Consider the following 11182-nt stretch of genomic DNA (forward strand, 5'->3'; position numbering starts at 1 on the left):
CAGGTCCGAGGCGAATGGGCAATGATCTGTACCGCTCACAACCTCCTGAAGCTTGCAAAAGCCTCAAGATGAGGACCGGGCACCGAAATCTCCCGCCCAGCCTTCCCGTCATAATCGCCCCAAAATCGTTACTCGGACGGGCTCCTAGCTGTGTGCGGGGGGCGACGCTCTTCGGCACGACTTCGAATATCGGCGATAATCAAAGAAGGGGAGCCGCTATGACGATGAGGAAATTGGTTCTTTCGGCAGCGTTCGCGGCGGTCAGCGCGATCGCGCCAGCGACTGCCCAGGCGGAGACGCTGCGGGTCGGCATGGAATGCACCTATGCGCCGTTCAACTTCCGCGCGCCCGGCGGCGAGATGACCGGCTATGACGTGGACGTCGCCAAGGGCGTCGCGGAACTCATCGGCGCCGACCTCCAATATGTCTGCCAGCAATGGGATGGCATGATCCCTGCGCTGCTGACCAACAAGTTCGACCTCATCGTCGCATCGATGTCCATCACCGACGAGCGGCTCCAGAAGATGGACTTTTCGGTCCCCTATCGCGTCTCGATCGGGCGGTTCCTCGGTCCGAAGGGGAAGGATCTCAAGCTTTTTGACGACAAGGGTAAGCCGATACAGAGCAGCTTCAAGAACCTCGCGGTCGGCGTCGAGCGTGCGTCCACCTACGCGAAGTGGATCGAAGCAAAGCTGCCCGGCGCCAATATCCGGCTCTACGACGGCGCCCAGGCCATGCTGCTCGACCTGCGCAACGGCCGTGTCGATGTCGCCATCACCAATCCGATGAAAGCCTATCTCGAATTCCTCAGTACTGATCAGGGAGCGAAGTTCGAGTTCGTCTCACCCGCCATCGACGAAAAGGAGTATTTCGGCACGGGCGTGGGCATCGGGATCCGCAAGGGCCAAGAGGATCTCGTCAAGCGCGTCAACGGCGCGCTCAAGACACTGATCGAAAACGGCTCGCTCGAGAAATACGGCCACAAATACTTCCCCTTCTCGATCAGTCCCGAGAACTGGAAGGGCGTCGGCATCAACTGAACATGGCCGATGGCGGTCCGGCCGTGCCGGTCCGCCATGATCGGGGGGAATGATACATGGCCGCACTTTCCGGCTGGTGGGACGATTTCTTCTTCGGGACCGTGATGGTCCTGAAGGTCTTCACAGCCTCGCTGGTCCTCGCTGTCATCTTCGGATTGCTTGGCGCGAGCGCCAAGCTCTCCCGCAATCGGGTGGCGCAGGTTCTCGCCAAGGCCTATACGGTCGTCTTTCGCGGCACGCCCGAGCTAGTGGTTCTGCTGCTGTTCTATTTCGGCACGGCCGTGGTGCTGACCCGGATTGCCCAGATCTACGATCCGCAGATCAAGTTCGTCGACGTCCCGCCCTTCTGGGCTGGCGCGATCGCGATCGGTCTGATCGTCGGAGCCTATATGACCGAGACGTTCCGGGGCGCCTTCATGGGTGTGGCGCACGGCCAGGTCGAGGCGGCCCACGCTCTGGGGCTAACCAAAGGCCAGACCTTCTTCTATGTGCGCATGCCGCAAATGTGGCGGCTCGCGCTGCCGAACTTTGGCAATCACATGCTGTCGATCATGAAGGACACCGCCCTGATCTCGATCGTCGGGCTGGAGGAAATCGTCTTCGTCGGCCAGATGGCGACCGCCGTCACCCATAAGCCCTTCCTGATGTTCATGACCGTGGCGCTGATCTACCTCGCCATCACGACGGTCATCACCATCCTGACATGGTGGCTGGAGCGGTATGCGAACAGCCATTTGGAGAGGGCGCGATGAACTTCGACTTCAACCTCATCCTGTCGAGCTTGCCGCAGATCGCCGCGGGGCTCGGCATTACGCTCAAGCTGATGGCCTATTCGACGGCGATTGGCCTGGTGCTTGCCGTTCTGATCCTGCTGATGCGCATCAGCGGCCGCTGGTACCTCGCCTGGCCGGCCATGGGCTATATCTACTTCCTGCGTGGTACGCCGATCCTGGTGCAGATCTTCATCATCTATCACGGGCTGCCGCAGCTCGACTTCGTCCGCGAGAGCGTGCTGTGGCCGGTGCTGCGCGAGCCTTTCGGCTGCTGCGTCGTCGCGCTCTCGCTCAACAGCTCCGCCTACATATCCGAAATCCTGCGGGGCGGCGTTCTGGGGGTCGACAAGGGCGTCAACGAGGCGGCGAGAGCGCTTGGCCTGAGTGCCCCACAACGCTTCATCTATGTCGTGACGCCGATCGCCGTGCGCCTCGCTTTGCCGGCTTATAGCAATGAGTTCATCTCAATGATGAAGGCAACGGCCTTGGCGAGCACGGTCACACTTCTCGATATCACCGGCGTTGCCCGCACGATCGTGTCCAACACCTTCGCCCCGTTCGAGATCTTCATCGCGGCGGCACTGATCTACCTGGCCATGGCATGGGTCTTCCAGGTCGGCTTTGGCAAGCTTGAAGATTACCTCGGCAAATACACGAAGAGAGGGGCATCCGCATGACACCGCCGGAGCAGATCGTTCTGGACAATGTATGCAAGCAATTCGGGGCGTTCCAGGCGCTGAAGAACGTCAGCCTCACCGTCGCCAAGGGGCAGAAGTTGGTCGTATGCGGGCCGTCCGGCTCGGGCAAATCGACGATGATCCGCTGCATCAACGGATTGGAGACGCATGACAGTGGCCGCATCACGGTCAACGACGTCGTTCTCGAAGGCGAGCGCAGCTCCATCGCCGTGCGCCGCGAGGTTGGCATGGTGTTCCAGAGCTTCAACCTGTTCCCGCATCTGACGGTGCTGAAGAACCTGATGCTGGCCCAACGCCTCGTGCGCAAGAAGGATAAGGCGGCCGCGCGCGATACGGCGATGACCTATCTCACGCGCGTGCGCATCGCCGACCAGGCCGACAAGTATCCCAGCCAGCTTTCCGGCGGCCAGCAGCAGCGCGTGGCGATCGCCCGTGCGCTCTGCATGAACCCGCAGGTCATGCTGTTCGACGAACCGACATCGGCCCTTGATCCGGAGATGATCTCGGAGGTGCTGGACGTGATGAGCGACCTCGCCCGCGACGGCATGACGATGGTGTGCGTCACCCATGAGATGGGCTTTGCCCGGTCCGTGGCGGACAAGATCATTTTCATGGACGCCGGCGAGATCGTCGAGGCCGCCGCACCCGAGGACTTCTTTTCGAAGCCGAAGAGCGAACGCGCGCGGCAATKCCTTGGCCAGATCCTTTCACATTGAGCACAGACATGACCGACCCCATCGCTTCCGAACTCCTGTCATTCGCCCAGCAACTCGCCGACGAGGGCCGCGCCATCGTCTCCGAGGCCTTGCGCACGGCCCACAAGATCGACATCAAGGCCGACCAGAGCTTCGTCACCGCCACCGACCGCGCCATCGAAAAGCGCCTGCGCGAGCGCATCGAGGTCGCCTATCCCGACCACGGCATATTGGGCGAGGAATTCGGCTCGCACGGGCTGGATCGCGAATTCGTCTGGGTCATCGACCCGATCGACGGCACCGCCGCTTTCATTGCCGGAATCCCGGTCTACGGCATCCTGATCGGGGTCGCGCGCGCAGGTCGCCCCTGGCTGGGGCTGATGGACCTGCCGGCGACCGGCGAGCGCCTCTCCGGCATTTCCGGCGCCGGCGCGGAGCATAACGGCCGACCTATTCGCTGCAGGCCTCGCAGCTCGCTGGAGCAGGCCTTCCTGACGAGTTCCAACCCCCGCTTCCTGACTGATACCGAGCGGAGTGCGGTCGACCGGCTKGATCGGACGGTCGCCTTCACCCAATATGGCGGCAGCTGCTATGCCTATGGCTGTCTGGCGCGCGGCAATACCGACATCGCAGTTGACGGCGGCCTGGACGCCTTCGACGTCTTCGCCCCGATCGCCATCATCGAGGGAGCCGGGGGCGTCGTGTCGGACTGGTCCGGCAAAGCCATCGACCTTTCGTGGAAGGGACAGATCGCCGCCGCCGGTGACCGCACGCTGCACGGGCTGGCGCTCGCGCAGCTCAACCCTTCTTCCTGATCGACCCGTCTGTCTGGCCCTTGAACGAGATGCGCCGGCGAGACGGTATCCGGGTCGGTTGAGCCCCCCGCGCCGGGCGCGCTCATTGCCTTGGGGCTCCAGCCCTCACGGCAAGCGTCGTCGAAGCGCGCCATGAGTTCAGGAGATTTGATATGAACCACGATTGGTTGCGCGCCATCGCGGAACAGTTCGGGAGCACGGGGGGGCTGCGGCAGCTTGGCGGCGAGCATGACCTGAACTTCCGCGCTACAGCCCCGCAAGGCGATATTATCATCAAGGCGATGCGCGCTCATGGCGATGCCGCTCTGGTCGAGCAGCAATGCGTGGCCATCGCTCACGCCCTCTCGGCCGATCCCACGCTGCCGCTGCCGCAGGTGTTACCGGCACGGGACGGTCGCGCCTGGCAGCATGTCGCGGACGACCGCGGGCAGCCCCGGATGGTGTGGGTCCAGCGCGCGCTTGAAGGCATCCCGATGGGCGAGGCAGGGCCGCAGCAGCTAGCGGTCCTGTCGTCGTTTGGCGCACTGGCGGCGCGGCTCGATCTTGCGCTTGCCCGGTTCGAGGGGGCGGCCACGGCGGATGCGGCAAAATGGGACCTGACGAAGGCGGGCTGGATCGGCGCGCATCTCGATGTACTCGGAAACGGCGCGCGTCGCCGGCTGATCGAGGACATCCTGGCCGATTACGAGGCCGCGCTCCCGTCGCTGAGGGCCTTGCCATCGCAGGTGATCCATAACGATCTCAACGACTTCAACATCCTTGTCGTGCCGGGCCTCGCGGAGCCGACGCGCATCAGCGGGCTGATCGATTTCGGCGATATGGCGGTCGGCCCGAGGGTCTGCGAACTGGCGATCGCCGGCGCTTATGCGACCCTCGACCACGAGACGCCCGAGGCGGCCCTTGCGGCATTGGTCGCCGGCTATCACAGCGCCTCGCCGCTGACCGCAGCTGAGACCGACCTGATCTGGCCGCTGCTGCGCACGCGCCTTGCCGTCAGCGTCGTGAACTCGACGATCGAAGCGGCCGGACGCCCCGGCGACGCCTATGTGACGATCTCGCAGGCACCCGCGTGGCGGTTGCTGGAGAACGCAGCGCTCGACGGCGCGCTCATGCGGGCGCGCTTGCGCGTCGCATGCAGACTGCCGGCAACCGACTCGGCAGACCGCGTGGCCGCCTGGCTCGACCGGCAGAGGGGAACCTTTGCCCCGGTGATCGGCGAGGCACTGGACGACGTATCCATCGGCCAGCTCTCGGTAGCGACGAGCACGGTGCCTCAGGACCCGTTCAACCTGCGTAAAGACGAGGCCCGCCATCTCGGTCCGCGCAATGGTTCGGATAGGAGCCGCTGGCTCGGGCAATATGGCGAGCCAAGGCTGGTCTACACCGACCGGGCCTTCCACAAGGGACCGTGGCGGGCGTCGAACCGGCGTACCATCCACATGGCCATCGACGTCTTCGCTCCGGCGGGGCACCCGGTCCATGCGCCGCTGGCGGGGAGGGTGGCCATGGTGGAGAACCGCACCGGCCATCTCGACTATGGCGGCGTTGCGATCCTCGAGCACCAGACCCCCGAGGGCGACGTCTTCCATACGCTCTACGGCCATCTCGACCCGGCTCTGTGCGAGACGCTTCGTCCCGGCTGCGAGGTGACTGCGGGCGAGGTGTTCGCGCGGCTGGGAACACCCGACGGGAACGGCGGCTGGGAACCGCATCTGCATGTCCAGCTCGCCCTGACGCTGGACGGAATGGGCCATGACTGGCCAGGCGTAGCGGACCCGGACGACTGGGAGCTCTGGCAGGCGATCTGCCCCAATCCGGCGGCGCTGCTCAATCTTCCGGACGACCGGGCCGCCTATCGGCCGATCGATGAAGCCGCGTTGCTGGCCGAGCGCAAGGCCCGGTTCGGCGCCAATCTCAAGCTCAGCTATCGGCGCCCCGTCACCTTCCTGCGCGGCTGGCGCCACCACCTCTTCGATGAGATGGGACGGCCCTATCTCGACGCTTACAACAACGTTCCCCATGTCGGTCATGCGCATCCACGCATCCGGACCGTTGCCGCCGACCAGCTGGCGCGGATGAACTCCAACACACGCTACCTGCACCCGGCTCAGGTCGCGCTGGCCGAGCGCATTACCGCGAAGTTGCCCGAGGAGCTGGAGATCTGCTTCTTCGTCAATTCGGGTTCGGAGGCGAACGAACTCGCGCTTCGCCTCGCACGCGCGGCCAGCGGCGGCTACGACATCGTCACGCCCGATCACGGCTATCACGGCAACACCACCGGTGCGATCGACATCTCGGCCTATAAATTCAACAAGCCGGGCATGGGCGGCCGCAAGCCATGGGTGCAGCTGGTCGACGTCGCGGATGATTATCGCGGGCGGTTCCGACGCGACGATCCCGACAGGGCGCTGCACTATGCCGCGCAGGTCGACGAGGCTCTGGCAGCGATCGAACGGCGAGGCGGCAAGGTGGCGGGCTTCATCGCGGAGACCTTCCCGAGCGTCGGCGGACAGATCATCCCGCCGCCGGGCTACCTCGCGCAGGTCTATGAGCGCATCCGTCGGGCCGGTGGCATCTGCATCGCCGATGAGGTGCAGACCGGGCTGGGCCGGCTCGGCGACTTCTATTTCGGGTTCGAACAGCAAGCCGTGCGGCCCGACATCGTGGTGCTGGGCAAGCCGCTGGGCAACGGCCATCCCATCGGTGCAGTGATCACGACCCGCGCCGTTGCCGACCGTTTCGCCGAGGGACCGGAATATTTCTCGACTTTCGGCGGCTCKACCCTGTCCTGCTTGATCGCTGCCGAAGTGCTCGACATCGTCGAGGATGAAAGGCTGGCGGCCAACGCGAAGACAATGGGCGAGCGCCTGCTCACCGGTTTGCAGGCGCTGGGCGAAAAGTACCCGGTCATCGGCGACGTCCGCGGCCTCGGCCTATTCCTGGGCGTCGATCTGGTCACGGATGGCGAGAGCCGCACCCCGGCGACGGCGGCTGCGGATTATGTTGTGAACCGGTTGCGCGACATGCGCATCCTGATCGGGCGCGAAGGACCGGCGGACAACATCCTGAAGATCAGGCCGCCTCTGACAGTCGAGGCCGACGATGTCGATATGCTGCTTGCTCGGCTGGATATCTGCCTGCGCGAAGTGGAAACAGCGCGATACTAAAGCAAACTCCGAGACGCCCTATGGCGTGACGATCGCCAATCTCGCCGCGCAAGGGCTCGGCATCGGCCTGGTCAACCCCTTCGTCATTGCCGATCGCATGATCGGCGGCATCGCTGTGCGCCCATTCGAGCCATCGATCCATTTCCGGGCGCTGCTGCTGCGCCCGGCAGACGGCGCGAACTCACGCCACGTCGCGGATTTCACGAGCGAACTTTTTGCCGCCCGCAATGCGTTCCTGGTCGCCGATTGAGAGGTGGCCCTGCGGGAGCGGGCTGCAGGATCGCGCCTTGGTCATCTGATCGGCCGTCTCGCGGGCAATGAAGGCGGTCCGAACCTCAACCCGTGACAGGTTGGCTGGGCGCCGCAGGGGGCAGGTCGTACTCTGCAGCCGCGAGCGCCACTTCGGGCGCGAGGCCGTAAGCTCGCAGCAAACATCTCCGGCACATGCGCGTCGGGGGAAATTACAAATAGGTATGCGACGGTGCCGGCGCGTCGTTTTTAATGTTGATGTATTCGTCCAGTTTCAGCCTACGCTTAACACCGATCCCGAATTCATCATTGATGAATTCGATGCCGTTGACTGTAAATATCGATCTAAGATTTAGGCATGTTCTAGGAAGTATTTTTCGATCGCTAGCTTCAAATTCTAAGATCGTTCGCTTGCCAACACCCGTGCGCGCGACGAGTTGGGCGGCCGTCCACCCAAGTAACGCCCTCGCAGTTCTGCATTGTTCGCTGTTCATGATTGAAATGCCTTTCGTATCAGGTGCCGTACGAAATCAGGTCTATGCTCTAAGGTGCGTGGTGAGATCTTTCAGGGTAGCTCGATTCAGTCGCGCAAAGTCAGGTCCCCGGCCATTGCCGGGAACCCGCGCTTTGTGCTGCCGAGACTAGAAGTCGCGCTGAACGCGAAGACGGGCAGATACCGTGTCGCTCGAAGCAAGGGTGAAGGAGCCGCCGCGGTTGAGATCGGGAACTCGGCCCTTGGGGTCCAGCTTGGCGTAGAGCACTTCGACGCCGATATCGAGGCCACTCACGGGGGTCCAGATCAGGTTCGAGCCGACCCGATACTCCGTGAAGTCGGAGACGCTGCTGATGGCCGAATTTTCGACGCTCAGGTACGATCCATAGACCGCTTGGCGGATCGACGGTGTCCAGTTGTGCAGGAATGCGGCGGTGAGTGCGTAGCCCTTGGTCTTCTTCAGTGTTGCTGAGCCCGTGCCATCCGGAACAGCCACCGCGTCAAAGGCATTCACCAGGATTCCGCCGATCTGAACCGGATTGTTGTTCGGGAAGCTGCCGTAGGTTCCCGCGCCGAGATAGCCCGACGCACCTTCCGCATAGACACCCTGAAGCCACAATACGTCGCCAGCAGCGAGCATCGGCAGGTTCAGCTTCAGGCCGGCAAGACCTGCGAAGCCATACTCGCTATCGAGGTTCATTCCCGTGTTGCCGTTCGCGGTCTTGATCTGATGCAGCGCGCCGGAGATCTGTGCGGAGCCCCATCCCTGTGTCACGTTTAGATTCGCAACGATGTCAGGCACTGAGTTGCCGCCGGTCGATACGGCGGGCCCGAACGGAACGCCGTCAAAGGTATTGAAGCGGCGTTCGGCCCCGTCCTCTACTGAGAGCGTCGCAGAGAGCCCGGACCCAAAGGTTGCCGTGTACGCAAAGAGCTGCGTCGACACGTCCGGGCCGCGCAGAAGACCCCAGTTCAGGTCGTTCGCATAGAAATCGAAGAAGGATTGGGCCCGGCCGGCTGTGACGGGGCCAAACTGGACGAATCCCTTGTCGAGAAAGACGGTGTTCGAAGCGCTTACGTTCTGGAAGGTTGAGCCCGGTGCACGATATCCGCCGCTATCACGATTGATATCGTACCGGATGAAGGTGCGCAGGGTGCCGTAAGCGGTCTGCGTGCGAGCATCGACATTCAGGCGACCGCGCGCCCGAAAGCCGGATGCGTCGAAATTGCGACTGAATGGCTGTTCATAGAGATATTCAGCCCGAACGCGGCCACCGACTCTCAGGCAGGTTTCTGTGCCCGGGATATAGAAAAATCCGGATCCGTAGGCATTGCAAACCCGAACATACTCGGCGGGTGCGCTCTTCCTGCTGGGCAGATCCGCTGCCGTAGCGGCGCCAATGCTCATCAGCGTAGCCGCTGTCGCTCCTAGTGTCGAAACGAAGTTGTTCATCATGATCTCCAAGGACTCTGCCTTCCATGGCTGAACCTCTTTATTCAGCCTGCAGTTGAGAGGTAGAGCTCAATGAAGATTCGATTAGTGAAGTTGTTCACGTGCTATATTTAAGATATCGACCGTTGCGAAGAAAGCACATGTGAACTTCTTCACTTGAATTATATGTGATAATTTCCACTTGTAACAATTTGTAACTTGAATTGCCGGCTTGCCAACTTAGCGTTGTGTCCTCCTTGGGGTCGCCGAATGCAAGCTGAGAACCGCACCGCTCGTTCGCTCTTCAATCTTGGCGTGTTTCTTTGCGCGCTCGCGGTGTGCTCTGTGGCTGTCTTGTTTTCAGCGGCAAGCGCGAATGCCCTTGAAGAGATCGCGGGGCAGCCGGTCTCGGTCTTGGCCGGCGAGGCCGGGGGGATTGCGTCGGACGTCGGGAGAAACAATCTTCTTGCCACGGAAGGTGATCTGCACCGAGACGAGGCAGGCGCCGGCGAATGCTGCGCCGCCCTTTGCCACTTCACGGTGGCTGGCCTTCCGGTCGGGCGCGTCATCCTTTGGATAGACGGGGTTTTTCAGGATTTTGTTGTCGGCGATGGCCGCCTGCAGGAGCTCTCCCGTCTCGATAGACCACCGCCTCGAGGGGCTTCCTTGCGCGCCCCACCGGTTGGCGACTTGATTGGCGGGCGGCATGTCGCGCTGCCATCTTCCCCCAGCCAGCACATAGCCCAGGGTTCTTGAGCTCGCCGCCACTCCCGCGGGACGAGCAAAGAGAGGCCGAAACGATGCCCTTGCGGCATTTGCAGCGACGCTCGCGGTGATTGTTATGCTGAAGTCAATAGAAATTCGATCAATGCCACGCCCAGACACGCTCTCGATCGATCGTCTTCCGCGCCGTTCCTTCGGGAAGGGGGCGATCATAAAGCAACCCGATGACAGTTCGGATAGTGTCTACTTAATTGAAGTGGGGAAGGTCCAAACTTTCTTTCTGAGTCCACAGGGGCACGATGTCGTTTTTTCGGAGCTAGGTCCCGGAGATTTCATTGGAGATCTATCGGCGCTCGATGGTAATTTGCCATCATTCTATTTCGAGGCCGTTGAAAGCACGGTTACGGTTGTTTTCAAGAGAAACCAATTTCTGGAACGTTTGCGGGAATCCCCGCAATTTGCGGAACTGGTTGCTCAGACATTGTGTAGTCGACTGCGTGCGCTGAACCAGCTCTACGTGGAAAGCAGACTACTTCCGATGAAGACCCGCCTCTATACGGAACTGATACGCCTGAGTTCCCGTAATGAGCAGGGCAGGTTGGTGATTTCTCCAGCGCCTACTCATTCCGATCTGGCGCGCCGGATCGCCTCGCAGAGAGAGACGGTAACCAAACAGATGAGCCAACTCGCAAAATTGGGGGTTATCGAGGGTTCTCGAGATCAGATCCGGATCTTGGACGAACGATACTTTCATGATGAAATCACGCATGCGCTAGGATTTCTGAATCTAAAATAGAATAAAATGATCCATTCTGTGAAGTAATTCACAGAAATAGGTCCGCTCTTCTATAATGTTGGGGTTGGTTGAAGGCCATAATGGATTTCAACCTCCAAAAGAGACACACTTGGGAGGATTGGACCAGGAATCCAATCCTCCTCTTTATTGTGTGGCTCAGGTGCCAGTTTATTCCCAGACGGATTCTGGCATCGGGTGACGCCCGACATTTGAGTTCGAAGCCGATGGGGCAGGCGCTCCGGGCGGGCGGGCCTTCGCGCTCAGCCCCGCGGGAATGCCGGCATCCATGGGCGGCTCGCGC

At 61.7% G+C, this 11182-nt stretch carries 10 protein-coding genes; 8 read left to right on the forward strand and 2 right to left on the reverse strand.

Annotated elements, in window-relative coordinates:
• The first annotated feature begins 224 nt into the window (after positions 1 to 224).
• The 7 genes from AC1D34_RS26485 (at position 225) to AC1D34_RS26515 (ending at position 7438) form a co-directional block, all read left to right on the forward strand.
• Complete coding sequence (locus AC1D34_RS26485; RefSeq protein WP_476825795.1) at positions 225 to 1040, forward strand: transporter substrate-binding domain-containing protein; 816 nt, start codon at positions 225 to 227, stop codon at positions 1038 to 1040.
• Between the two features lie 56 nt (positions 1041 to 1096).
• Positions 1097 to 1792: an ABC transporter permease gene (locus tag AC1D34_RS26490; RefSeq protein ID WP_476825796.1), complete on the forward strand. Its 696-nt coding sequence runs from the start codon at positions 1097 to 1099 to the stop codon at positions 1790 to 1792.
• Positions 1789 to 2490 (forward strand): ABC transporter permease, encoded by a 702-nt coding sequence (locus tag AC1D34_RS26495; RefSeq protein WP_476825797.1) that lies wholly within the window; start codon positions 1789 to 1791, stop codon positions 2488 to 2490. The genes AC1D34_RS26490 and AC1D34_RS26495 overlap by 4 nt, the downstream gene beginning before the upstream one ends.
• Positions 2487 to 3227 carry an amino acid ABC transporter ATP-binding protein gene (locus AC1D34_RS26500; RefSeq protein ID WP_476825798.1) on the forward strand — a complete coding sequence of 247 codons (741 nt, stop codon included), beginning with the start codon at positions 2487 to 2489 and terminating at the stop codon, positions 3225 to 3227. The genes AC1D34_RS26495 and AC1D34_RS26500 overlap by 4 nt, the downstream gene beginning before the upstream one ends.
• An 8-nt stretch (positions 3228 to 3235) precedes the next feature.
• On the forward strand, positions 3236 to 4021 hold the full coding sequence (locus tag AC1D34_RS26505) for an inositol monophosphatase family protein (RefSeq protein WP_476825799.1): 786 nt from the start codon (positions 3236 to 3238) through the stop codon (positions 4019 to 4021).
• Between the two features lie 152 nt (positions 4022 to 4173).
• A complete protein-coding gene (locus AC1D34_RS26510; protein WP_476825800.1) occupies positions 4174 to 7188 on the forward strand; it encodes an aminotransferase class III-fold pyridoxal phosphate-dependent enzyme in 3015 nt (1004 codons plus the stop codon).
• 25 nt (positions 7189 to 7213) lie between these two features.
• Entirely contained in the window at positions 7214 to 7438 is a 225-nt protein-coding gene (locus tag AC1D34_RS26515) for a hypothetical protein (protein WP_476825801.1), read from the forward strand.
• A 640-nt stretch (positions 7439 to 8078) separates the two neighbouring features.
• Here the strand turns inward: AC1D34_RS26515 and AC1D34_RS26520 are convergent.
• On the reverse strand, positions 8079 to 9383 hold the full coding sequence (locus AC1D34_RS26520; RefSeq protein WP_476825802.1) for a porin: 1305 nt from the start codon (positions 9381 to 9383) through the stop codon (positions 8079 to 8081).
• A gap of 339 nt (positions 9384 to 9722) precedes the next feature.
• Complete coding sequence (locus AC1D34_RS26525) at positions 9723 to 10070, reverse strand: hypothetical protein (RefSeq protein ID WP_476825803.1); 348 nt, start codon at positions 10068 to 10070, stop codon at positions 9723 to 9725.
• Positions 10071 to 10203: 133 nt separating this feature from the next.
• Between AC1D34_RS26525 and AC1D34_RS26530 the strand changes: the two genes are divergently transcribed.
• Complete coding sequence (locus tag AC1D34_RS26530) at positions 10204 to 10881, forward strand: Crp/Fnr family transcriptional regulator (protein ID WP_476825804.1); 678 nt, start codon at positions 10204 to 10206, stop codon at positions 10879 to 10881.
• The last annotated feature ends 301 nt before the right edge of the window (positions 10882 to 11182 follow it).

Source organism: Allobosea sp. P1_A7 (genome assembly GCF_056406775.1).

Coding starts and splice junctions, on each gene's coding strand:
- AC1D34_RS26485 (WP_476825795.1), top strand. CDS start 225: ATGAGGAAATTGGTTCTTTCGGCAGCGTTCGCGGCGGTCAGCGCGATC.
- AC1D34_RS26490 (WP_476825796.1), top strand. CDS start 1,097: ATGGCCGCACTTTCCGGCTGGTGGGACGATTTCTTCTTCGGGACCGTG.
- AC1D34_RS26495 (WP_476825797.1), top strand. CDS start 1,789: ATGAACTTCGACTTCAACCTCATCCTGTCGAGCTTGCCGCAGATCGCC.
- AC1D34_RS26520 (WP_476825802.1), bottom strand. CDS start 9,383: ATGAACAACTTCGTTTCGACACTAGGAGCGACAGCGGCTACGCTGATG.
- AC1D34_RS26525 (WP_476825803.1), bottom strand. CDS start 10,070: ATGCCGCCCGCCAATCAAGTCGCCAACCGGTGGGGCGCGCAAGGAAGC.
- AC1D34_RS26530 (WP_476825804.1), top strand. CDS start 10,204: ATGCTGAAGTCAATAGAAATTCGATCAATGCCACGCCCAGACACGCTC.